The sequence below is a fragment of the Pantoea sp. PGP6 genome, from assembly GCF_053474785.1.
The window spans coordinates 2,711,178-2,733,045 of the sequence record NZ_JBQBMA010000001.1 but is presented as its reverse complement, the minus strand read 5'-3'; the positions used below and the strand labels follow the sequence as shown (position 1 = coordinate 2,733,045).

The window sequence follows — 21,868 nt, the reverse complement described above, 5'->3', positions numbered from 1 at the left end:
ACACAGACCATTCCGTGGCAAAGCAAAAGTTCAGAATCACCAACTGGTCCACCTACAACAAAGCTCTCATCAACCGTGGCTCCCTCACTTTCTGGCTGGATGATGAGGCGATTCAGGCCTGGTATGAGTCGGCAACGCCTTCATCACGAGGAAGGCCCCAGCGCTATTCTGATCTCGCCATCACCACCGTTCTGGTGATTAAACGCGTATTCCGGCTGACCCTGCGGGCTGCGCAGGGTTTTATTGATTCCATTTTTGCCCTGATGAACGTTCCGTTGCGCTGCCCGGATTACACCAGTGTCAGTAAGCGGGCAAAGTCGGTTAATGTCAGTTTCAAAACGTCCACCCGGGGTGAAATCGCACACCTGGTGATTGATTCCACCGGGCTGAAGGTCTTTGGTGAAGGCGAATGGAAAGTCAGAAAGCACGGCAAAGAGCGCCGTCGTATCTGGCGAAAGTTGCATCTTGCTGTTGACAGCAACACACATGAAGTTGTCTGTGCAGACCTGTCGCTGAATAACGTCACGGACTCAGAAGCCTTCCCGGGCCTTATCCGGCAGACTCACAGAAAAATCAGGGCAGCCGCGGCAGACGGGGCTTACGATACCCGGCTCTGTCACGATGAACTGCGCCGCAAAAAAATCAGCGCGCTTATTCCTCCCCGAAAAGGAGCAGGTTACTGGCCCGGTGAGTACGCAGACCGCAACCGTGCCGTTGCTAATCAGCGGCTGAGCGGAAGCAATGCACGGTGGAAATGGACAACGGAATATAACCGTCGCTCGATAGCGGAAACGGCAATGTACAGAATGAAGCAGTTGTTGGGAGATTCACTGACGCTGCGTGACTACGATGGTCAGGTAGCGGAAGCTATGGCCATGGTGCGTGCGTTGAACAGGATGACAAAGGCTGGGATGCCAGAAAGCGTGCGTATTGCCTGAAAATCCAGCCAGCTACAGGGTCGTTCGCAAGAAATCTTATTTATTCAACAAAGCCATCATATGCAGGAAATGCAAAACACACTCAGAGGATTGAGGAATCATGCAGATACGTTGAAGAACGTAAATAATTCCGAAGCACAAGCTGCATATGGTAGAGCGACGGATGCTATTAATAAAATAGAATCAGCTTTAAAAGGACATGGAATATGATGACCTTCCGTAAATTAATAGGAAATATTAATCTAACTAAAGAGTTAAGTCAGAAATCTTCGCTTGAGCTATGGTTCGAAGGTGTTATTGACACACCTATTGAAGAGCTAACCGTGGAAGATATTTGTCGTGCGATTCGGCAAGAAATATGCATAGCCCAATTGATGCCACGCGTTTTGGAGATTCTAACTGATGATCCGTTGGCTGGAGGGTATTACGATGGAGAACTAATAGCCGCTTTATCGACGATAAAAGAAAGCGAGCTAAAAGAGCAGGCGAGTACTTTTATCAAAATACAGAAGATTGTAAATCAATTACCCTCCTCAGATGTTAACGATGATTTGAGAAAGGATATACTGAAAATTAATAGAATAATCAAATAGCTGAATCTTGCTAGTGGGCCGGAACCTGACCCAAGCGGTGAGCGGGGCGGCCGCACCGTATCTGGCGGAGCAGATACACAAGCTGACGACCACGAAAGGCCCGGACGGCAAAGAGGTGGTGAACGTTCAGGCGAACCTGATTGCGCACGCGGTGGTGGGCGCGGTGACGTCATACGCGTCGGGTAATCCTGCACTTGCGGGTGCTTCTGGCGCGGCGATGGGCGAGTACATCGCGCAGCAGATGTATCCGGGAGTTAAGCGCGAAGACCTGAGTGAGGAGCAGCGGCAGACCATCAGCGCGCTGGGGACGCTGGCGGCGGGACTTGCGGGCGGCGTGGCCGGAGACAGCACGGGCGGTGCGGTGGCGGGCGCGCAGGCGGGTAAAAATGCGGTTGAGAATAACTGGCTGAGCGTGCAGGAAGCTGACAGAAAGAAACAGCTGGAGACGAAGCGCGACTACCTGAAACAGGAGTTAATACCGGCTGAAGCAAAAGCGCTGGCGACGATTAATCAGACAGATAAAGCGCGTAATGAAGCGATAAAAGCGGTCTGTACGGATGGTAATAAAGGTGGTTCGGCCTGTGGTGCGTTAATTGTTCCGGCGCAGGAAGCATTGAATAAATACGGGGAAAATGCTACCTACTCATTGTTGTACAAAGATTTATACCCACAGGATGTAAAAAATCTGGAAGGTGTTTTGCAGGGACTGGATGCAGGCAGCATCAGCCGCGACCAAGCCATCACAGCAATAGCACAGGCCTCCGGTGTAAGCTGGGAAACAGCAGCAGGCCGTTATGATACAGCAATGCAAACTCAGGAACTGACTGCCGCTCTTGCTGGTGCTTATGGGCTGAAGAGTGTAATTAAGGAACCAACAAAAGAGAGTTCAGCTAAACAACAATCTCATTCTTCAACGGGAAGAACAGCAGAGCCAACTAGAATTGCTGCTGACGAGGAAGCTTCAGGATGGTCACAGTACGATAAATACCGTAATGAAAATGGAGACTGGAACTGGCCTGCAAAATTAGGTTTTGCCGAAGAACCAGTTAAAACAACGCTTCCTGTAGGTACTTGTTTGGATAGGTATGGCAAGACAAATGGTTCTTTCCTGGCACCACAGGGTATGCCTCAGGAACAGCGCGCTTTAGCCCTTGGTTCCTTAGCGGATCAGTACCATGAATATGTCGTTATCAAACCGTTGCCAATTATGCAAGGGAAAATAGCTCCTGCTTTTGGTGAGCCTGGAGGAAGTATCCAGATTTTGCCTAATATGCAGGAACGAGTAAATGTACAATGGTTGTTAGACAACAAATATATTGAAAAGGTTAATTGAAATGCTGTTGAGTATTAATGATCTTCAGAAAAAAGTAGATGCGCTGGTTTCGGTATTAGGTTTTCCGGTTCACTCAATTAACCTTTGCTCAGCACCTATTGGTGATGGAACACCGTATATTTCATTTGAGAACGGAAAGTATAATTATATCTGTTCCGAGAGAGGGTATGAGTTCTATAGAAAGGTTACAGATTCAACAGATGAGTTACTTTATTGGATTATGTATGATTTTATACATGCTGTAGCAGTGGAGTACGAGTTAAATAATCGGATTCCCGGTAAAGATAGTCGGCGTATTTATTTTCCAAAGATTATTGAGCTTATGAGCAAAATCAACATCGACTGGGGAATAAGAGCTCGAAAACATTTTGAAGAAGTTCTTGCTGCCAGTCCTTACGACGATAGCCTGTACTTATAATTTTAACTCAATAAATCCCAGCCACCCGGCTGGGATGTTAATTTTATCAGTCAGTTACCCTTCAGCCAGCCGGATGATCAACTGCCCCGGCCCGGTGATCATCTCGATCTTCTGCCCGGTCGTAAATCCCAGTGCTTCCAGCCAGCGGCCTTTGATGGTGAGCTGCGGCAGCGGGTTCGGCTGGCCTTTATTAGGCCGGTATCCCACTTTGTAATAATGTGCCTGCGTTCCGCTGGCGGCGGTTGTGGGCGTGCGCGTTTCTGGCTTAGTATCGTGTGCAGCCATGATCAACTCCTGTTCAGTTGGTTGTGGTCAGCGGGCTGTTGGTGTTGGTAGCACCTTCAGCCCGCGCTAAAAAATCTCTCGTTATGTGCTTCCTGTTCTGTTTTTACCTGTTTAAATATACACCACCTGCCAGGTGAACTCGCTGAAAGCTAAGTAATAAATTGCGAGCTGTCTCTGAAAAGCAGATAGTTTTCTCCGGTCTGGCTTTCGTTCATTTTTTCATCGTGTAGCCTTCTGTATTAACTGTTACGGGTGGACTTTCATGCTGTGAACTCGCGTTAACCTGCCTTCGATTTGTTTTCCCAATTAAGCCGGTGATCCGCGCCGTCTCACCGGATATCCGGCTGCCGGACAACAGCCTTTACCAGCTGCAACCTGGCAGTGACAGCCATTACCTGGTCGAGACCGTCCGCGCTTTGTGAATCAGAAGCAGTGGCTCAGCAGCGACTATATGCAGAACGCCCTGACCACCGACAGCAGCCGGATCCTGAAGCGGCTGGGCGATGGTTATTACGAGCAGCGACTGGTGCGCGATCAGATTATCCAGCTGACCGGCAACCGCTATATCAGCCCTGAGCCGGGACAAAATGCACAGCACTTATGAGAGTGTGCAGGAGCAGACCGACATCTTCGCCGGGAAGGGCGGCTTCGATGTGACGGCGGGGGAGCACATCCAGCTTAAAAGCGCGGTCATCAGTTCTGCCGCAGACGGCCGCCTGAACAGGCTGGAGACCGGCACGCTGGGCTTCGGCGACATCGTGAACCACGCAGATTACAGGGCAGAGCATCAGAGCGCGGGCATCAGCATCGGCGGGCAGGTTACCGGCAACGTGGCCGCGGCTATCTCCGGCGCCTCTGCACCGTACCTGGCTGAGCTTATCCATAATCAGACGCTGAACGCTGACGGCACGGTGAATGTGCAGGCAAACCTGATTGCCCACGCGGCGCTGGGCGCGGCGGTAGCGCAGGCGCAGGGTAACTCCGCACTGACGGGGGCATCAGGCGGGACGGTGGGGAGTATATCGCGCAGCAGCTCTATCCTGCGCTTTCCATCCCGCCACATCGGGTAATTTCGCTGCTGCTTTTTCCGCCTCAGAACTCTCCTAAAAACTGGTCCTGTTGCGTAAGTGACCGTTTTCCTCCATTTATCTGATGTTGCAATTTCGGTCCATCTGTAAAACTTCATCCCAACAAACACGGCGAGTCGCGCACGCCGATCTGCCTCAGTTGAAGAGGATGCTTCAGCGGCAGGAATGCGCGGTAACACTTTTCAGGAGGAACTTCCTGTGAATAAATCAATGTTAGCGGGTATCGGTATTGGTGTGGCAGCTGCGTTAGGTGTTGCCGCCGTGGCAGGCATGAATGTGTTTGATCGCGGTCCACAATACGCTCAGGTGCTGGCTGCAACGCCGATTAAAGAGAGCATCAAACAGCCACGTCAGGAATGTCGTAATGTGACACTGACGCACCGTCGTGCGGTCCAGGATGAAAACCGTATTGCTGGCTCAGTATTAGGCGCAGTGGCGGGTGGAGTGTTAGGTCACCAGTTTGGTGGCGGTCGCGGTAAAGACGTGGCGACCGTGGCGGGCGTAGTAGCAGGCGGTTATGCCGGTAATCAGGTCCAGGCAGGCATGCAAAACCGTGATACCTACACCACGACTGAACAGCGCTGCAAAACGGTCTATGACAAACAAGAGAAAATGCTGGGATATGACGTGACCTATAAAATAGGCGACCAGCAGGGCAAAATCCGCATGGAAAGTGACCCTGGCACACGTATTCCACTGGATCGCAATGGTCAGCTGATTCTTAACAGCGACCAGGCGTAATTGGGCAAAGTCTTTTGCCGCGTAAGCGGCCACACAGCACCGACGTAAAGAAAAAGGCGCATCTCGGGATGCGCCTTTTTGTTGTTGCGTTCCGCTTCGTCTTCAACTGATGGCGGCAGGTAAGGGGATTACGCGCGGTTTTCCGCCAGCTGGGAGACGAATCCCTGCACCCACTCCATGCGGATTTTTCTTTCCGACAGTTCACGGTTAAAGCGCAGACGCGTCGGACCTTCCAGCTTCCACTGCTTAGGATCTTTCTGCAGCAGACCGATTAACCAGGCTGGATCAACGCTGTTGTTGGGGGCAAAGTCGAAATAGCCGCCTTTGTCACTGGCTTCAATCTTCCGGACACCCACGGCGCGGGCTTTAAGCCGCAAAATTGCCACGTCCAGCAGGTTACGCGCCGGATCGGGCAACAGGCCAAAGCGGTCGATCATCTCTACCTTCAGCTCCTGCAACTCTTCCTCGCTTTCTGCGCTGGCGATGCGTTTATACAGTGACAGACGGGTACTGACATCCGGAATAAACTCTTCCGGCAACAGAGCTGGCATCCGCAGCTCCACTTCGGTCTGGTTGCTGGTGAGATCTTCCAGCGACGGCTCACGACCCTCTTTCAGCGCATCCACCGCATTTTCCAGCAGCTCCATATAGAGCGAGAAGCCAAGCGTCTCCATCTGGCCGCTCTGTTCTTCACCCAACAGTTCACCGGCACCGCGGATCTCCAGATCGTGAGTAGCCAGGGCAAAACCGGCGCCCAGATCTTCCAGCGAGGCGATCGCTTCGAGGCGCTTTTGCGCATCGGCGGTCATCGCTTTAGGATGCGGGGTCAGCAGCCAGGCGTAAGCCTGATGATGCGAGCGGCCGACGCGGCCACGCAACTGATGCAGCTGCGCCAGACCAAAGTGGTCCGCACGTTCAATAATGATGGTGTTCGCGGTCGGAATATCGATACCGGTTTCAATGATGGTGGTACAGACCAGCACGTTAAACCGCTGATGATGGAAATCGTTCATCACCCGCTCCAGGTCGCGTTCACGCATCTGTCCATGGCCGATGGCGACGCGCGCCTCCGGCACCAGGTCGGTTAAACGCTGAGCCGCTTTCTCGATATTCTCCACGTCGTTGTAGAGGTAGTAGACCTGACCACCGCGTAAAATCTCACGCAGAATCGCTTCCCGGATCACCAGATCGTCAAATTCACGCACAAAGGTTTTTACCGCCAGGCGACGAGCAGGCGGGGTGGCAATGATCGACAGATCGCGCATGCCGCTCATCGCCATATTCAGGGTGCGCGGAATCGGCGTAGCGGTCAGGGTGAGGATATCCACATCGGCCCGCATCGCTTTAATCCGCTCTTTGTGACGCACGCCGAAGCGGTGCTCCTCATCGACGATCAGCAGGCCGAGATCGCGCCATTTGAGATCGCTCATCAGCAGCTTGTGGGTGCCGATCAGGATATCGATCTTGCCCTCGCTGGCCTGCTCCAGCACCTGCGCCTGCTCTTTTGCCGTGCGGAAACGTGACAGCATTTCAATCCGCACCGGCCAGTTAGCGAAGCGATCGCGGAAATTATCGTAGTGCTGCTGCGCCAGCAGGGTGGTCGGCACCAGCACCGCCACCTGCTTGTTGTTTTCCACCGCCAGAAACGCGGCGCGCATGGCCACTTCGGTTTTACCAAAGCCCACGTCACCGCACACCAGACGATCCATCGCCAGCGGTTCACACATATCACTGAGCACCGCATTGATCGCCTGCGCCTGATCGGGCGTGGTCTCAAACGGGAAGCTTTCGCAGAACAACTGATATTGCTCACGGTTGTGCTTAAAGGCGAAGCCGGTTTTAGCGGCTCGCTGGGCGTAGATATCCAGCAGTTCTGCCGCCACGTCACGAACTTTTTCGGCCGCTTTCTGCCGGGCGCGTGACCAGGCATCGCTGCCAAGCTTGTGCAGCGGAGCATTATCGTCGGCACCGCCGGCGTAACGGCTGATCAGGTGCAGCGAGGAGACCGGCACATACAGTTTGGCGTCGTTAGCGTAGGAGAGCATCAGGTATTCAGCCTGGATGCCGCCTGCTTCCAGCGTGGTCAGGCCAATATAGCGACCCACACCGTGCTCAAGATGCACCACCGGCTGGCCAGGATGCAGCTCGGCCAGGTTACGAATCAGAATATCCGGGTTGATGGTGCGGCGGGTATCCTGGCGACGACGACTGACGCGTTCGCCCAGCAGATCGCTCTCACAAATCAACGCCCGGTTACCCTGGGTATCGATAAAACCGCGCTCGCTGGCGCCGATCATCAGGCTGAAACGTTCTTCGCCGGTCTGATCGAAGCGTTTTACCGGTTGAGGACGAAGTTTAATCCGTGCCAGCAGCTCCTGCAGGCTTTCGCGGCGACCTTCACTTTCGACCGAGAAGACCACCGCACCGCTGAAGGTTTCGATGAACTGACGCAGATGATCCAGCGGCGCTTTAGCCTGCGCCTGCACCGTCAGGTCGGGCAGCGGCTGATAACCCAGATTGGTGTTGGCGGCTTTAGCGGGCAACTGCTCATTGGTCATCTGGATTCGCGGCCAGCTTTTCAGCTCACCCATTAACGCATCAGGGCGTAACCACAGGTTGGTGGGTTCCAGCAGCGGACGCATCGGATCAACCCGACGGTTCTCATAGCGAGCTTCAGCGTCCTGCCAGAAGCGGGTCGCGCTGCCTTCCAGATCGCCACAGTTAACAATCAGTGTATTGTCAGGCAGATAGCTGAACAGGCTGGGTAACGGCTGCTCAAAAAACAGCGGCTGCCAGTATTCGATACCGGCGGGCAGGGTGCCTTTGCTGACCTGCTGATAGACATGCTCCGACTCGCGGCGCACATCAAAAATTTCGCGCCAGCGGCTGCGGAACAGTTCAATTGCCGCTTTGTCGCTGGGGAACTCATGCGCGGGCAGCAGGTTGATTTCCGCGACCGCTTCCAGCGTACGCTGGCTGTCGACATCGAACAGGCGCAGGCTGTCGATCTCGTCATCAAAAAAGTCGATGCGATAGGGCTGGTCGCTGCCCATCGGGAACAGGTCGAGCAGCGCGCCGCGCGTAGCGTATTCACCGTGCTCCATCACCTGATCGACATGGCGGTAACCCGCCTGCTCCAGCTGATCGCGCAGGCGATCGCGCGACAGTTTCTGTCCCTGCTTCATCACCAGCGCATGGCCGTGCAGGAAGCTGTGCGGGCAGACGCGCTGCATCAGGGTATTGACCGGCATAATCAGCATGCCGCGCTGCATCACCGGCAGCTGATAAAGCGTCGACAGACGGGCAGAGATAATATCCTGATGCGGTGAAAAGCTGTCGTAGGGCAGCGTCTCCCAGTCGGCGAGATGCGCCACCGGCAGGTCGGTAAACTGGCGGATTTCGTCCAGCAGACGCAGAGCGGTTTGGGTATCGGGTGTAATCATTAACACCGGACCGGCATGTCGCTCGGTAATGCTGGCACACTCCACCGCGTGCGCAGCGCCAATGAGCTGGCCGAGCTGACGGTGATCGCCGGATTTAACGGGCAGGGTATAGCGAGTCTGTTCGGACATGGGATCTCGGGGTTGCTCCATTTTTACCATGACGTAATCATTCCATATTACGTCATGGCGATCACCTCTGCGGCACAATTTTCCTGCTGCCCGACGGTCAGCGGTAATGGCCTGCAGAGAAGAGGGAACGGGAAAACCCCCGTCGCGCGCTGGCGACGAGGGTTAAGACCCGGACAGGGGGGATTTTATTTTATAGATTGCTGTGTGTAATACATGCGCGGGCGGTCAATGTTCGCCCAGGTTAATTCCTGCTCAGAATGATAGCTATGATTGCCATCATCCCATTTTATGTAGTAGCCGGCTGGCGCATCTCCCTGCGCAAAGACGTTGATAACTTCGCCTCTGATCTCCCCGGATTTATGTTTTACAATGCTGCCTTTGGGAAATTTAAACATGGTCGCTACCTCTACCGCTGTGCGATAACGTCACGCTTTATCGTCTTACTGATTGTAGTCTAGCGCGATGAGTGGCGGATGATCCGCCAATAACCGACTGCTTTAGGCGCTATACCTGCGCTTTGTGGCTCGCCGTGACCTATTCTGATGCAACTTTGCTGCCGACTCAGAGGGTTAGAGGTTTCATAAAGGCAGCGGCTCCTTTATCATCCCACTACCTATTTTCAGGCAACGGCTTACTGGATTCCATGTATCAACCTGTCGCGCTATTTATCGGTCTGCGTTACATGCGCGGACGCGCATCGGATCGCTTCGGTCGCTTTGTCTCCTGGCTTTCTACTATTGGCATTACGCTTGGCGTGCTGGCGATGGTGACGGTTCTGTCAGTCATGAACGGCTTCGAACGTGAACTTGAAGGCAATATTCTTGGGCTGATGCCGCAGGCGCTGATTACCAGCGACAAAGGCAGTCTCAACCCGCAACAACAACCGCCTTCCAGCCTGGCGCTGCAGGGCGTCAGCCGCATTGCGCCGCTGACCACCGCTAACGTGGTGCTGCAAAGTCCGCACAGCGTCTCGGTCGGCGTGATGCTCGGTATTCAGCCGGATGAAAAAGATCCGCTGACGCCTTTCCTGGTCAATACCCAACAGAGCGTGCTGCAACCCGGCCAGTATAATGTGATCCTCGGCGAACAGCTGGCATCACAACTTGGCGTGAAGCGCGGCGATCAGCTGCGTCTGATGGTGCCGTCGGTCAGTCAGTTTACCCCGATGGGGCGGGTCCCGAGTCAGCGTCTGTTCACCGTGGCGGGCACCTATGCCGCCAACAGCGAAGTCGATGGCTACCAGATTCTGGTCAATCAACAGGATGCGTCGCGCGTGATGCGCTATCCGGCCGGGAATATTACCGGCTGGCGCTTATGGCTGGATAAGCCGCTGGAGGTTGATAGTCTCAGTCAGCAAACTCTGCCGGCCGGGCTGGTGTGGAAAGACTGGCGCGAGCGTAAGGGCGATCTGTTCCAGGCGGTGCGGATGGAGAAAAACATGATGGGGCTGCTGCTGAGCCTGATCATTGCGGTCGCCGCCTTTAACATCATTACCTCGTTGGGCCTGCTGATTATGGAGAAGCAGGGTGAAGTAGCGATTCTGCAAACGCAGGGGCTGACACGCCGGCAGATTGTCGCGGTGTTCATGGTACAGGGCGCCAGCGCCGGCATTATCGGCACCTTACTCGGTACGCTGCTGGGCGTACTGCTGGCCAGCCAGCTGAATAACCTGATGCCGGTGATCGGCCTGTTCCTCGATGGCGCAGCGCTGCCGGTCGACATTAATCTGTGGCAAGTGGTGACCATCGCCCTGAGCGCGATGGTAGTGGCGCTGCTTTCTACGCTCTATCCTTCGTGGCGCGCTGCCGCCGTTCAACCCGCTGAGGCTTTACGTTATGAGTAACTCTCCTTTGTTGCAGTGTCGCGACCTGTGCAAACGCTATCAGGAAGGCAGCGTGCAGACCGATGTGCTGCGCAATGTGGCTTTCAGCCTGCAGCCTGGCGAACTGACGGCGATTGTCGGCAGTTCCGGATCGGGTAAAAGTACCCTGTTGCACCTGCTGGGCGGTCTGGATGCCCCGACCTCGGGTGACGTGATCTTTGATGGTCAGTCGCTGAACGCCATGTCCTCCTCCGCTAAAGCGGATCTGCGCAACCGCGAGCTGGGCTTTATCTATCAGTTCCACCATCTGCTGCCCGATTTTAGTGCGCTGGAGAACGTGGCGATGCCGCTGCTGATTGGCAAAGTCGCCAAAGCTGAAGCGCAGGACCGCGCCCGCGAGATGCTGGCTGCCGTCGGGCTGGATCATCGCGCCGCACACCGCCCGTCAGAATTATCGGGTGGCGAGCGTCAGCGCGTGGCGATTGCCCGGGCACTGGTCAACCGCCCTCGTCTGGTGATGGCGGATGAGCCCACCGGTAACCTTGATGCGCGCAACGCCGATGCCATTTTTGCCCTGCTGGGTGAACTCAACGTGCGTCAGGGCACCGCGTTCCTGGTGGTGACCCACGATCTGCAACTGGCGAAACGGATGTCGCGCCAGATGGAGATGCGTGATGGTCAGTTAAGCGAACAGCTGAGCATGGCAGGAGCAGAGTAATGGGATCGTCGTTATCGCTGCTGTTAGGCCTGCGCTTTAGCCGTGGTCGCCGCCGTGGCGGCATGGTATCGCTGATTTCGGTGATCTCAACCATCGGTATTGCGCTGGGTGTGGCGGTATTAATCATTGGCCTGAGCGCGATGAACGGGTTTGAGCGTGAGCTAAATAACCGCATTCTGGCCGTGGTCCCGCACGGTGAGATTGAGGCGGTCAATCAGCCGTTTCAGCGCTGGCAATCAATGATTGCGCCGATTGAAAAGGTGCCCGGCATTGCGGCGGCGGCCCCGTATGTCAATTTCACCGGACTGATTGAAAGCGGTGCGCGACTCGAAGCGCTGCAGGTTAAAGGCGTGGATCCGGCGCAGGAGCCGCGACTGAGCGCACTGCCGCAGTTTGTCGCTAACAACGGCTGGTCGACGTTTGCCGCCGGTAAGCAGCAGATCATCCTCGGCGGCGGCATTGCCACTACGCTCAAAGTCAAACAGGGTGACTGGATCACCATCATGATCCCGAATAACGATGGGGATAACAAACTGCTGCAACCGAAGCGCATCCGGCTTCAGGTCAGTGGTATCCTGCAACTGAGTGGCATGCTCGATCACAGCCTGGCGCTGGTGCCGCTGGCCGATGCGCAACAGTATCTTGATATGGGCAACAGCGTAACCGGCATTGCGTTGAAAATGAACGATCCGTTCCAGGCGGTTAAGCTGGTGCGTGACGCTGGTGAAGCGACCCATTCCTATGTCTATATCAAAAGCTGGATCGGCACCTACGGCTACATGTACCGCGACATTCAGATGATTCGCGCCATTATGTATCTGGCGATGGTGCTGGTAATTGGCGTCGCCTGCTTCAACATCGTTTCCACCCTGGTGATGGCGGTCAAAGACAAAAGCAGCGACATTGCGGTGCTCCGGACGCTCGGTGCCAAAGATCGCCTGATCCGCGCCATCTTCATCTGGTACGGTCTGCTGGCGGGCTTGCTCGGCAGCGTCAGCGGCGTGGTGGTGGGCGTGCTGGTATCACTGAACCTGACGCATCTGGTGCGCGGGCTGGAGTCGCTCACCGGCCATCATCTGCTGGCCGGCGATATCTACTTTATCGACTTCCTGCCGTCGGAGCTGCACTGGGTCGATGTGTTCTCGGTCCTGATCACCGCCATCGTGCTGAGCCTGGTGGCCAGCTGGTATCCAGCCAGACGCGCCAGCCGCATCGACCCGGCTCGGGTACTGAGCGGACAGTAATTGACACGCGGCGCGAATTCACTCTTCGCGCCGCGCACATTTTCGGCCTCTGCTGCATGGCGCTGTCATGCGCAACCGTTATTATCGGGTGAATTCAGCCCAGAATTTGTTTATAGCGGCTCGCCGAAGCCGCTGCTCCAGGAGATTTTATGCGTACACCACGTCGCCGCATACGACTTGCCCGCCTTAAAAAGACCCGGAGAAAGGTGCATCAGCGCTTTCGCCAGCGAATTTTCGAGCGTGATCGTCAGGCCGAGCTGGCCGCCCATCCACAGCCGCACGTTGTGGTGCTGACCGGCGCTGGCATTTCAGCCGAGTCCGGTATCCGCACCTTCCGCGCCGCTGATGGTTTGTGGGAAGAGCATCATGTCGAAGATGTTGCGACCCCGGAAGGCTTTCAGCGCGATCCTGCGCTGGTGCAACGTTTCTATAACGCCCGTCGTCAGCAACTGCAGCAGGCAGAGATTCAGCCTAATGCCGCCCATCTGGCGCTGGCCGAACTGGAACAGGTGTTAGGCGATAACTTCCTGCTGGTAACCCAGAATATTGATAATCTGCATGAGCGTGCCGGCAATGCCCGGGTACTGCATATGCACGGTGAGCTGCTGAAAGTGCGCTGCGTCAACAGCGGTCAGGTGATTGAGTGGACCGGGGATATTACTCCTGACGACCGCTGTACCTGCTGCCAGTTTCCTTCAGCGCTGCGTCCGCATGTGGTGTGGTTTGGTGAAATGCCGCTGGGCATGGAGCAGATCTATCAGGCACTGGAGCAGGCCGATTACTTTATTGCTATCGGGACCTCTGGCCATGTCTATCCGGCAGCAGGCTTTGTCCATGAAGCCAAACTGCAGGGTGCGCATACCGTTGAGCTGAATCTGGAACCGAGTCAGGTTGGCAATGAGTTTGCCGAGCGGCATTACGGCCTGGCCAGTGAAGTGGTGCCGGAGTTTGTGCATACGCTGCTGCGTGGCCTGTATAAATAAGCCGGGTGACGACGGGCCGCCCGGCTTCTGTGGCTTAGCGGCCCGCTTTCAGCTGCTGGAACAGCGTCTCGTACTGCACGCTGGCATCGCCGACATCATCCTGCCATTCACCGTGCTGAATGACGTCAGCAGACGGATAGAGTGACGGATCGTTTGCCACCGAGGCCGGTAACAGCTTCTTCGCGGCCAGATTCGGCGTCGGGTAACCGATGGTTTCCGCCACTTTTGCCGCCACGTCCGGGCGCAGCAGGAAGTTGATCAGCTTCAGCGCGCCCGCTTTGTTCTTCGCGTTGGCGGGAATGGCCAGATTATCCATCCAGAAAATGCCGCCTTCTGCAGGCCAGACGATCGTCAGTGGGGTGCCCGCCTGCCGGGCCACATAGGCCGATCCGTTCCAGATCATCCCCAGATTCACTTCGCCTTCCATAAACGGGTTGCCCGGATTATCGGAGTTGAACGCCAGCACGTTGGGCATCAGCTTTTTCAGCTCCTGATAGGCAGCCTTGATCTGCGCCGGATCGCGGGTGTTTCCGGAGTAACCCAGCTTACGCAGCGCCATCTGAAACACTTCCCGCGCATCGTCGGTCAGCAACAGGCTCTGCTTATATTCAGGCTTCCACAAATCGGCCCAACGGGTGACGCTCTTTGGATCGATCTCGTCACTGTTCACGCCAATGGCGGTCGCACCCCAGATGTAGGGAATGGAGTAATCGTTATTGGGATCGAACGGCTTGTTCAGCAGATTCGGATCCAGATTGCTGAAGTTGCTCAACTGGCTCTTGTCGATCTTCTGCAACATGCCTTCGTTACGCATTTTGGCGACAAAATAGGTTGAGGGCACCACCAGATCGTAAGCGCCATCTTTCCAGGTTTTGAGCTTGGCGTACATGCTCTCATTGGATTCATAAGTCGAGTAGATCACCTTGATGCCGGTCTCTTTGGTGAACTGTTCCAGCAGACCCGGCGGGACATACTCGGTCCAGTTATAGAAGTAGAGCGTTTTACCGTCGTCCGCCTGAGCAGACTGCATCCCCAGTGCCAGCGCGCCAGCCGCCAGCCAGTGAGACCATTTTTTCATTATCAATCCTCGGTTATTTATTTCTGTCACGCAGTAACCACTGACTGCCCGCCACCAGCAGCAACGACAGCAACATCAGAATCGTGGCGAGCGCATTCACTTCAGGCGAAACGCCCACTTTTACCATTGAGTAAATTTTCAGCGGCAATATTTCAAAGGTGGGGCCGGTCACAAACGAAGAGACCACCACATCATCCATTGACAGGGTAAAGCTCAGCAACCATCCGGCCGCGACGGCTGGCATAGCCAGCGGCAGGATAATTTTGCGCAGAATTGTGGTCTCGCTGGCACCCAGATCTTTTGCCGCTTCCAGCATCCGCACATCAAAGCCTTTCAGCCGCGAGTAAACGGTGATCACCACAAACGGCAGACAGAAGGTGATGTGGGAGAACAGCAGCGACCAGAATCCCAGCGAGATCCCCAGCAGCATAAACAGCACCAGCAGCGAAATCGCCATCACAATATCTGGCGACATCATCACCACAAACAGCATGCCGCTGACAAAAGGCTTGCCGCGAAAGCGATAGCGATAGAGCGCTACCGCAGTGAGCGAGCCTATCAGCGTCGCACAGCTGGCCGACAGCACGCCCATGATCAGCGAATGCTGCGCCGCCTGCAGCAGGCTGTCGTTGTTCAGCAGCAGGTGATACCACCGGGTAGTGAACCCTTGCCAGTTAATGCCAAAGCGGGAAGCGTTGAACGAATTCACGATTAAAATCACAATCGGAATATAGAACCAGGCATAAATGAGCGTCATAAAACTGCCGCGTAACAGGCGTGTCATCATCCTAAATCCACCTTGTTATTCAGCAGTCGCGCAACGCGCCAGTAAATCAGCAGCAGCAGGCCCATTAACAGCGTCATCACAATGCTGGTGGCGGCACCAAACGGCCAGTCTCGAATGTTGAGGAACTGACTCTTGATCACGTTGCCAATCAGCAGGTTTTTCGCACCGCCCATCAAATCCGCCACATAGAACAGCCCCATCGCCGGGATCAACACCAGCAGGCATCCGGCGATAATTCCCGGCATGGTGAGCGGCAGGATGATGCGGAAAAAGGTCTGTATTTTTCCGGCACCCAAATCACGCGCCGCTTCGAGCAGCGGTTTATCCAGCTTCTCCAGACTGGAGTAAAGCGGCAGCACCATAAACGGCAGCAGAATGTAGATCAGCCCGAGCACCACCGCTTCCGGGGTATAGATAATACGAAACGGCTTATCGATCAGGCCGATCGACAGCAGAAAATCATTCAGCCAGCCGCGGGTACTGAGGAATATTTTCAGCCCATAGATGCGGATCAGTGAGTTGGTCCAGAACGGAACTATCAACAGAAACAGCATCAGCGGACGCAGTCGCGCCGGTAACATCGTCAGGCACCAGGCGAACGGGTAGCCCAGCAGCAGGCAGCAGAGGGTGGCAATCAGCGCCATATTAAGCGAATGCAGCAGCACTTCGGCATACAGCGGATCAAGCAGGCGCGTGTAGTTGCTAAGGGTAAATACCGCGCTGACAAAGTGTGCATCGTCACGTGTCAGGAAGCTGGTGATAAAAATCATCAGATTGGGCAGAAAGACAAACAGCGCCAGCCAGCCAACTATCAGCGCAATGACGCTTTTCTGGAAACCATTACGCATCAGCTTCATACGGCAATACCACCTCCCAGCTGGGCACCCAGTTCACCGCCATTTTCTGGTTCAGTGAGTGGTCAAAGTCAGGATCGTCTTCATTAAAGAACTCGCTCACCGTTACCAGCTTGCCGTTCTCCAGTTCTACGGTAGATTCCAGCGTCATGCCTTTGTAGTTACGCTCACGGATATAACCGATCAGGCCGTCAGCCGCGCTATCACCATGAATCTCCTCCACCCGCAAATCCTCCGGGCGCAGCATCACGTGCAGCCGATCGCCTGGCCGGACCGGGAAAGCACAGTGGATATCACACTCACGACCTTCCACTCTGGCGCGTATTAATGGCGCGCTGTCGCTGGCGATCACTTCGGCATCAAAGACGTTGATCTCACCGATAAAGCGGGCGACAAACAGATTATCAGGCTCTTCGTAGATCTCACGTGGCGTGCCATCCTGCACAATTTTCCCGTCGCGCATCACCACAATCCGATCGGACATGGTCAGCGCCTCTTCCTGATCGTGGGTGACGAAAACAAAGGTAATACCCAGCTTGCGCTGTAGCGCTTTTAGCTCATTCTGCATCTGCTTACGCAGCTTGTAGTCCAGCGCAGAGAGTGACTCGTCCAGCAGCAGAACTTTTGGCCGGTTAACGACCGCGCGGGCGATAGCGACGCGCTGTTGCTGTCCGCCCGACAGCTGATGGGGACGCCGATCGGCAAAGCTTTCCAGCTGCACCATTGCCAGCGCATCATTAACCCGGGTAGTGATTTGTGCCGCCGGCGTTTTTTGCATCCGCAGACCAAACGCGACGTTCTCAAATACCGTCATATGCGGGAACAGCGCGTAGCTCTGAAACACCGTATTGACGTGGCGGTGTTCGGCCACGGTGTCAGTAATATCCTGATTGTCCAGCAGGATGCGACCGCGATCCGCCTCTTCCAGACCGGCGATCAGTCGCAGAATGGTGGTTTTGCCGCAGCCCGACGGACCGAGCAGGGTAATAAATTCGCCGTGATGAATGGTCAGATTAAAATCATCAATGATGGTTTTGCCATCGAAAGCTTTACTGATGCCAGAAAGCGTAACCAGCGCCTGCTGTGCGCGTGTTTGCGTCATTTTAGTCTCAGTCTGTCAAAGGTCGAACAGGTTACAGCATAGCCGTCTAATGCGGCCAGCCAGCAAGAAGGGGCGGATGATACCTGAAAAATGTGGCAATGCCATGTTTTGACCCCACCGGGCAGGCGATAATCAGGATTGTTAACAACACATTGCGAGACTTGCCGCAACAATCTCACAATCCGGCTTTTTTTTCGGCGTGATCGCTTCCCCAAATGGGATCGACAGCGCTAACCTGTCTGCTGATGATTTGACGCAACGTTGCGTCCGGCTGGTCTGTGAATAATAACGGACGGCACTTTTAAAGGATGGGATATGGAACAGTTACTTGAGCGTTTTTTGAGTTACGTCGCAGTCGAAACCCAGGCAAAACCGCAGGCGCGTCAGGTGCCAAGCAGTGAAGGGCAGTGGACGCTGGCGCGTCAGCTGCAGGAAGAACTGCTGGCGTTGGGTTTTGTTGACGTCACGTTAAGCGATCACTGTTGCGTCATGGGCACGCTGCCGGCCAATGTAGACTGGCCAACGCCGGTGATTGGTTTTATCTCCCATATGGATACCTCGCCTGACTTTACCGCGAAACATGTTAATCCGCAGATTATTGAGAATTACCGCGGCGGTGACATTGCGCTGGGCAATGGCGATGAGATCCTTTCGCCGGTGATGTTTCCGGTGCTGCACAAGCTGATCGGCCACACGCTGATTACCACCGATGGCAAAACCCTGCTGGGCGCGGACGACAAGGCCGGTATTGCCGAAATTATGACGGCGATGGCGCGGCTGGCGGACAGCGATATTCCGCATGGTGCCATCCGCGTCGCCTTTACGCCCGACGAAGAGATTGGGCGCGGCACCTCGCATTTTGATGTCGAAGGCTTTGCCGCTGACTGGGCCTACACCGTTGATGGCAGCGACCTGGGGGAGTTTGAGTATGAAAACTTTAATGCCGCCTCCGCCACGGTCAAAATCGTGGGCAATAATGTGCATCCTGGCTCAGCCAAAGGGGTGATGGTTAACGCGCTGGATCTGGCCAATCAGTTTCATGCTGCCGTGCCGGCCAATGAAAAACCGCAGTACACCGAAGGCTATGAGGGCTTCTATCATCTGCACCAGATGAAAGGCACGGTTGAACACGCTGAGCTGCACTACATTATTCGCGACTTTGATACCGACAGTTTTGAGCAGCGCAAACAGACGCTACAGCAGATTGCGACGGAGATGACCAAAACCCTGCATAAAGATTGTTCCGTCACCGTAGAGATCACCAACAGCTATCGCAACATGCGTGAAAAGGTGGAACCTTTCCCGCATATCATTGAGTTAGCGCTACAGGCGATGCGTGACTGCGCTATTGAGCCGGTGGTCAAACCGATTCGCGGCGGTACTGACGGATCCGCGCTGTCATGGAAAGGCTTGCCGTGTCCGAACCTGTTTACCGGCGGCTACAACTATCACGGCAAACATGAATTTGCCTCGCTGAATATCATGGCGAAGTCAGTGGAGGTGATTGTGCGGTTGTCGGAACTGGCGGCGCAGAAGAAAGGTTAAGTTGCGAACGGGGTTTTACTGAAGCAGGCTCTCTGCCGCTAATGGCGGAGAGCCTGATGAGGAGATTGGCTTGCGGAGGGCTTGCGGAGGGCAGGCGGCGGGTGCGTCTGCCCTCCAGGTCAGTTATTCTTCGCCAAAATACCAGTATCCGGCATTCACCAGACCGGCAATCTGCGCCAGCACCGCCGGATCGTCCAGCGCATCCCCGAGATCTTCCAGCGTGATGCGATAATGATGCGCCAGCACGGCCATCACTTCAGGATGTGAACATTCAACCCGCTCACCGTTGACGTAGACCGCATCGCCAATTGTCAGGACCCGCAGGCCACCTAACCGGCTCAGCGCATCACCCTGTTGCAGCGCGTCATAAATCTCATCAGGCTGATAAGGCGGCTCTGGCGGCGCGACATCCAGCTCATGACGGGATTGAGAAATAAACTCGCCAAACCACTGAGCAAAGTGTTCCGGTTGGTTGATCACGTCCAGCATCACCTGACGGACGCCTTCAATCTCCTGCGGCAGGATCTGTGAAGGACACTCGCGCGACGGCACGTCCGGATCGCTAAAGCGCAGGCTGCCCAGCTCGTTGGACAGCGCGTAATCGGCAAAGCCGCTGATCAGTTCACGTCCGCTTGGCGCACGGAAACCCACCGAATAGTTCAGCGCATTTTCCAGCGAATAGCCTTCGTGCGGGAATCCAGGCGGAATGTAGAGGATATCGCCCGGCTCCATCTCTTCATCAATAATGGCATCGAACGGTTCCACCTGCAGCAGATCCGGATGAGGGCAATGCTGCTTCATCGGCACTTTTTCACCGACGCGCCAGCGGCGACGGCCACTGCCCTGAATAATGAAGACGTCATACTGATCGAAATGCGGACCGACACCGCCTCCCGGCACCGCGAACGACACCATCAGGTCATCGATACGCCAGTCAGGCAAAAAGCGGAAAGGGCGCATCAGGGCGGCAGAAGGTTCATGCCAGTGATTAACCGCCTGCACCAGCAGCGACCAGTTATTCTCACCCAGATGGTCGTAGCTCTCAAACGGGCCGTGACTGACCTGCCATTTGCCATCCTGATGGCTCACCAGGCGGCTATCTACCTCGTTTTCCATCGCCAGTCCGGCCAGTTCATCCGGAGAAAGGGGATCGACAAAGTTTTTGAAGCCACGCTTCAGTACCACCGGGCGTTTTTGCCAGTAGCGTTGAATAAAATCGGGCCAGTTGAGATCGAGCTGATAGTCCATACAAGGGTTCCGCTTAGGGCTGTAAATGCCAGCAAGTATAACAGCCCGGACGGTTTTCTACTCGCGGCGATGTTCGACTTCCTGGCGCTGAAAGACTACTTCCATCCGGGTGCCACCCAGTGCGCTGCCTGAAGCGATAACCTTACCCGCATATTGCTCAAGTATATCCAGCACCACCGCCAGCCCCAGTCCCTGACCGGGGCGCAGGGTGTCGGCGCGCTGACCGCGGACAAACACCAGATCGCGTTTGCTCTCCGGAATACCGGGACCGTCGTCGTCTATGTAGAGATGCAGCGCTTTTTCGCTCTGATAAGCGCTGACTTCAATAAACTCGAGGCAATATTTACAGGCGTTATCCAGCACGTTACCCATCACTTCCATAAAATCGTTCTGGTCGCCGACGAAAGTGAGTTCCGGTGAGATATCGAGGGTGATTGCCACCCCTTTACGCTGATAAACCTTGTTCAGCGCCGAACACAGGCTGTCGAGCAGACCGGAGACCGAATGCAGGTCGCGCTGCAGCGGATTGTGATCGGCCTGCATACTGGCGCGATGCAGGTAATAACCGACCTGTTGCGAGATGCGGCTGATCTGCTCCAGCATCACCGGTTCAGCCTCTTCTACCGTCAACTCTTTGCCGCTGCGTAGCGACCGCAGGGTGCTTTGCAGTACCGCCAGCGGGGTTTTCAGGCTGTGCGTCAGGTCCGACAGAGTGGTGCGATAACGGGTATAGCGCTGCCGTTCGTTCGTCAGCAGCAGGTTGAGGTTGCGCACCAGGCTGCGCAATTCCTGCGGCGGATTATCATCCAGTTTTTCACGCTGGCTGGTCTCCAGTTCCCGCACCTGCTGAGTCAGTGCGCCAATCGGACGCAGGCTCCAGTGCGCCGCCAGCCACAGCAGCGGCACGATCAGGATCAGGTTAGCCGCCAGCACATAGCTGAACCATGACCACACCACATCCGAATGCTGTAACTCCTGCGGGATCGAGTCGACCACCACAATGGTCAGCGCTGGCAGATTGGTGGTAGCGTCATAGCGGTTAACCGCAACGGAGTGGGTGAAGGTATCGTCACTGTCGGTATCCCAGGCATGCAGTCGCCGTTTCGCGCTGAGGTTATCCCCCATCGCCGCCAGGCTGGTGCCGTTGCTGGTATCAATCTCGTAGAAATCCGGTTTGATCAGCCAGTCACGGTGGATTTTCTTGCGGATCTCCGGCACGTCGCGTTGCTGCCACAGCAGCTTGCCGTGCTCGTCGTAAATGAACACCAGCGTCGGGAAGTTAAGCGTCATCCGTTCCGGCTGGGCAATGGTGAGCTGATTGTCATGCCACTGCGCCAGCGTAAAGAACAGGTTGCTTTCGCCCCGCATCACCCGATAGGTGTTTTTATCGAAGCTCACCACATAGCCAATAACCGCGACCATGCCATAGGAGAGGGAGAGGAACAGGACAATCGCTGCGGAGGCCAGCAGAAAACGGGCGCGCAGCGAAATCGGGCGATAACGACTAAACCAGGACATG

At 55.3% G+C, this 21,868-nt stretch carries 19 protein-coding genes and 4 pseudogenes; 14 read left to right on the top strand and 9 right to left on the bottom strand.

What is annotated here, in order from left to right; all coding sequences use genetic code 11:
• Positions 1–14: 14 nt before the first annotated feature.
• The 6 genes and pseudogenes from ACLIBF_RS13355 (at position 15) to ACLIBF_RS13330 (ending at position 3,282) form a co-directional block, all read left to right on the top strand.
• The gene (locus tag ACLIBF_RS13355; RefSeq protein ID WP_001118645.1) at positions 15–938 is read left to right on the top strand and encodes an IS5 family transposase; all 924 of its coding nucleotides are present in this window, start codon (positions 15–17) and stop codon (positions 936–938) included.
• Between the two features lie 57 nt (positions 939–995).
• A pseudogene (locus ACLIBF_RS13350) lies at positions 996–1,148 on the top strand (ShlA/HecA/FhaA protein); the annotation flags it as partial.
• Positions 1,145–1,531 carry a contact-dependent growth inhibition system immunity protein gene (locus ACLIBF_RS13345; RefSeq protein ID WP_448309954.1) on the top strand — a complete coding sequence of 129 codons (387 nt, stop codon included), beginning with the start codon at positions 1,145–1,147 and terminating at the stop codon, positions 1,529–1,531. The pseudogene ACLIBF_RS13350 and the gene ACLIBF_RS13345, both read left to right, overlap by 4 nt.
• 10 nt (positions 1,532–1,541) lie before the next feature.
• Positions 1,542–2,147 (top strand): annotated as a pseudogene (locus ACLIBF_RS13340) (VENN motif pre-toxin domain-containing protein); the annotation flags it as partial.
• 189 nt (positions 2,148–2,336) lie between these two features.
• Positions 2,337–2,864 carry a TNT domain-containing protein gene (locus ACLIBF_RS13335; protein ID WP_448310401.1) on the top strand — a complete coding sequence of 176 codons (528 nt, stop codon included), beginning with the start codon at positions 2,337–2,339 and terminating at the stop codon, positions 2,862–2,864.
• 1 nt (position 2,865) lies between these two features.
• Positions 2,866–3,282, top strand: coding sequence for an Imm63 family immunity protein (locus ACLIBF_RS13330; protein ID WP_069730122.1), 417 nt, complete (start codon positions 2,866–2,868; stop codon positions 3,280–3,282).
• Between the two features lie 54 nt (positions 3,283–3,336).
• Here the strand turns inward: ACLIBF_RS13330 and ACLIBF_RS13325 are convergent, their stop codons facing one another.
• On the bottom strand, positions 3,337–3,567 hold the full coding sequence (locus tag ACLIBF_RS13325) for a SymE family type I addiction module toxin (RefSeq protein WP_316552341.1): 231 nt from the start codon (positions 3,565–3,567) through the stop codon (positions 3,337–3,339).
• Positions 3,568–3,872: 305 nt separating this feature from the next.
• Between ACLIBF_RS13325 and ACLIBF_RS13320 the strand changes: the two are divergent.
• From ACLIBF_RS13320 to ACLIBF_RS13310, 3 genes and pseudogenes are all read left to right on the top strand, one after another.
• Positions 3,873–4,162 (top strand): annotated as a pseudogene (locus ACLIBF_RS13320) (hypothetical protein); the annotation flags it as partial.
• A pseudogene (locus ACLIBF_RS13315) lies at positions 4,137–4,397 on the top strand (VENN motif pre-toxin domain-containing protein); the annotation flags it as partial. The pseudogenes ACLIBF_RS13320 and ACLIBF_RS13315, both read left to right, overlap by 26 nt.
• 456 nt (positions 4,398–4,853) lie before the next feature.
• Positions 4,854–5,396, top strand: coding sequence for a glycine zipper 2TM domain-containing protein (locus ACLIBF_RS13310; protein WP_031374471.1), 543 nt, complete (start codon positions 4,854–4,856; stop codon positions 5,394–5,396).
• 128 nt (positions 5,397–5,524) lie between these two features.
• Here the strand turns inward: ACLIBF_RS13310 and mfd are convergent, their stop codons facing one another.
• Together mfd and ACLIBF_RS13300 are read right to left on the bottom strand one after the other, a co-directional pair.
• The gene (mfd, locus tag ACLIBF_RS13305; protein WP_046288387.1) at positions 5,525–8,968 is read right to left on the bottom strand and encodes a transcription-repair coupling factor; all 3,444 of its coding nucleotides are present in this window, start codon (positions 8,966–8,968) and stop codon (positions 5,525–5,527) included.
• Between the two features lie 185 nt (positions 8,969–9,153).
• Entirely contained in the window at positions 9,154–9,363 is a 210-nt protein-coding gene (locus ACLIBF_RS13300; protein WP_031374472.1) for a hypothetical protein, read from the bottom strand.
• Positions 9,364–9,611: 248 nt separating this feature from the next.
• Here ACLIBF_RS13300 and lolC point away from each other — a divergent pair, with 248 nt between their 5' ends.
• From lolC to cobB, 4 genes are all read left to right on the top strand, one after another.
• Entirely contained in the window at positions 9,612–10,811 is a 1,200-nt protein-coding gene (gene lolC / locus ACLIBF_RS13295; RefSeq protein ID WP_031374473.1) for a lipoprotein-releasing ABC transporter permease subunit LolC, read from the top strand.
• The gene (gene lolD / locus ACLIBF_RS13290; RefSeq protein WP_031374474.1) at positions 10,804–11,508 is read left to right on the top strand and encodes a lipoprotein-releasing ABC transporter ATP-binding protein LolD; all 705 of its coding nucleotides are present in this window, start codon (positions 10,804–10,806) and stop codon (positions 11,506–11,508) included. Before lolC ends, lolD begins: the two co-directional genes overlap by 8 nt.
• Positions 11,508–12,752, top strand: a complete 1,245-nt coding sequence (gene lolE / locus ACLIBF_RS13285) for a lipoprotein-releasing ABC transporter permease subunit LolE (RefSeq protein ID WP_031374475.1) — start codon at positions 11,508–11,510, stop codon at positions 12,750–12,752. The genes lolD and lolE overlap by 1 nt, the downstream gene beginning before the upstream one ends.
• 149 nt (positions 12,753–12,901) lie before the next feature.
• Complete coding sequence (cobB, locus tag ACLIBF_RS13280; protein ID WP_031374476.1) at positions 12,902–13,735, top strand: Sir2 family NAD+-dependent deacetylase; 834 nt, start codon at positions 12,902–12,904, stop codon at positions 13,733–13,735.
• Between the two features lie 34 nt (positions 13,736–13,769).
• Here cobB and potD read toward each other — a convergent pair whose 3' ends face one another.
• Genes potD through potA form a run of 4 tightly spaced genes read right to left on the bottom strand, consistent with a single transcriptional unit; the run spans position 13,770 to position 17,556 of the window.
• Complete coding sequence (gene potD / locus ACLIBF_RS13275) at positions 13,770–14,813, bottom strand: spermidine/putrescine ABC transporter substrate-binding protein PotD (RefSeq protein WP_069729173.1); 1,044 nt, start codon at positions 14,811–14,813, stop codon at positions 13,770–13,772.
• Between the two features lie 13 nt (positions 14,814–14,826).
• Positions 14,827–15,600 (bottom strand): spermidine/putrescine ABC transporter permease PotC, encoded by a 774-nt coding sequence (gene potC / locus ACLIBF_RS13270; RefSeq protein ID WP_031374478.1) that lies wholly within the window; start codon positions 15,598–15,600, stop codon positions 14,827–14,829.
• On the bottom strand, positions 15,597–16,448 hold the full coding sequence (potB, locus tag ACLIBF_RS13265; RefSeq protein WP_089561182.1) for a spermidine/putrescine ABC transporter permease PotB: 852 nt from the start codon (positions 16,446–16,448) through the stop codon (positions 15,597–15,599). Before potB ends, potC begins: the two co-directional genes overlap by 4 nt.
• Positions 16,441–17,556 (bottom strand): spermidine/putrescine ABC transporter ATP-binding protein PotA, encoded by a 1,116-nt coding sequence (gene potA / locus ACLIBF_RS13260; protein WP_279810317.1) that lies wholly within the window; start codon positions 17,554–17,556, stop codon positions 16,441–16,443. The genes potB and potA overlap by 8 nt, the downstream gene beginning before the upstream one ends.
• A gap of 315 nt (positions 17,557–17,871) precedes the next feature.
• Here potA and pepT point away from each other — a divergent pair, with 315 nt between their 5' ends.
• The gene (gene pepT, locus ACLIBF_RS13255) at positions 17,872–19,101 is read left to right on the top strand and encodes a peptidase T (RefSeq protein ID WP_031374480.1); all 1,230 of its coding nucleotides are present in this window, start codon (positions 17,872–17,874) and stop codon (positions 19,099–19,101) included.
• Between the two features lie 123 nt (positions 19,102–19,224).
• Here the strand turns inward: pepT and ACLIBF_RS13250 are convergent, their stop codons facing one another.
• A complete protein-coding gene (locus ACLIBF_RS13250) occupies positions 19,225–20,349 on the bottom strand; it encodes a ribosomal protein uL16 3-hydroxylase (RefSeq protein ID WP_279810316.1) in 1,125 nt (374 codons plus the stop codon).
• 57 nt (positions 20,350–20,406) lie between these two features.
• The gene (gene phoQ / locus ACLIBF_RS13245) at positions 20,407–21,867 is read right to left on the bottom strand and encodes a two-component system sensor histidine kinase PhoQ (protein WP_031374482.1); all 1,461 of its coding nucleotides are present in this window, start codon (positions 21,865–21,867) and stop codon (positions 20,407–20,409) included.
• Position 21,868: the final 1 nt, after the last annotated feature.

Excerpts from the sequence above, each read along its gene's own strand:
- ACLIBF_RS13335 (WP_448310401.1), top strand. The coding sequence starts at position 2,337 with ATGCAAACTCAGGAACTGACTGCCGCTCTTGCTGGTGCTTATGGGCTG.
- potC (WP_031374478.1), bottom strand. The coding sequence starts at position 15,600 with ATGATGACACGCCTGTTACGCGGCAGTTTTATGACGCTCATTTATGCC.
- lolC (WP_031374473.1), top strand. The coding sequence starts at position 9,612 with ATGTATCAACCTGTCGCGCTATTTATCGGTCTGCGTTACATGCGCGGA.
- mfd (WP_046288387.1), bottom strand. The coding sequence starts at position 8,968 with ATGTCCGAACAGACTCGCTATACCCTGCCCGTTAAATCCGGCGATCAC.
- ACLIBF_RS13330 (WP_069730122.1), top strand. The coding sequence starts at position 2,866 with ATGCTGTTGAGTATTAATGATCTTCAGAAAAAAGTAGATGCGCTGGTT.
- phoQ (WP_031374482.1), bottom strand. The coding sequence starts at position 21,867 with ATGTCCTGGTTTAGTCGTTATCGCCCGATTTCGCTGCGCGCCCGTTTT.
- potB (WP_089561182.1), bottom strand. The coding sequence starts at position 16,448 with ATGCGTAATGGTTTCCAGAAAAGCGTCATTGCGCTGATAGTTGGCTGG.
- potD (WP_069729173.1), bottom strand. The coding sequence starts at position 14,813 with ATGAAAAAATGGTCTCACTGGCTGGCGGCTGGCGCGCTGGCACTGGGG.
- ACLIBF_RS13250 (WP_279810316.1), bottom strand. The coding sequence starts at position 20,349 with ATGGACTATCAGCTCGATCTCAACTGGCCCGATTTTATTCAACGCTAC.
- pepT (WP_031374480.1), top strand. The coding sequence starts at position 17,872 with ATGGAACAGTTACTTGAGCGTTTTTTGAGTTACGTCGCAGTCGAAACC.
- potA (WP_279810317.1), bottom strand. The coding sequence starts at position 17,556 with ATGACGCAAACACGCGCACAGCAGGCGCTGGTTACGCTTTCTGGCATC.
- ACLIBF_RS13300 (WP_031374472.1), bottom strand. The coding sequence starts at position 9,363 with ATGTTTAAATTTCCCAAAGGCAGCATTGTAAAACATAAATCCGGGGAG.
- cobB (WP_031374476.1), top strand. The coding sequence starts at position 12,902 with ATGCGTACACCACGTCGCCGCATACGACTTGCCCGCCTTAAAAAGACC.
- ACLIBF_RS13345 (WP_448309954.1), top strand. The coding sequence starts at position 1,145 with ATGATGACCTTCCGTAAATTAATAGGAAATATTAATCTAACTAAAGAG.
- ACLIBF_RS13325 (WP_316552341.1), bottom strand. The coding sequence starts at position 3,567 with ATGGCTGCACACGATACTAAGCCAGAAACGCGCACGCCCACAACCGCC.
- lolE (WP_031374475.1), top strand. The coding sequence starts at position 11,508 with ATGGGATCGTCGTTATCGCTGCTGTTAGGCCTGCGCTTTAGCCGTGGT.
- lolD (WP_031374474.1), top strand. The coding sequence starts at position 10,804 with ATGAGTAACTCTCCTTTGTTGCAGTGTCGCGACCTGTGCAAACGCTAT.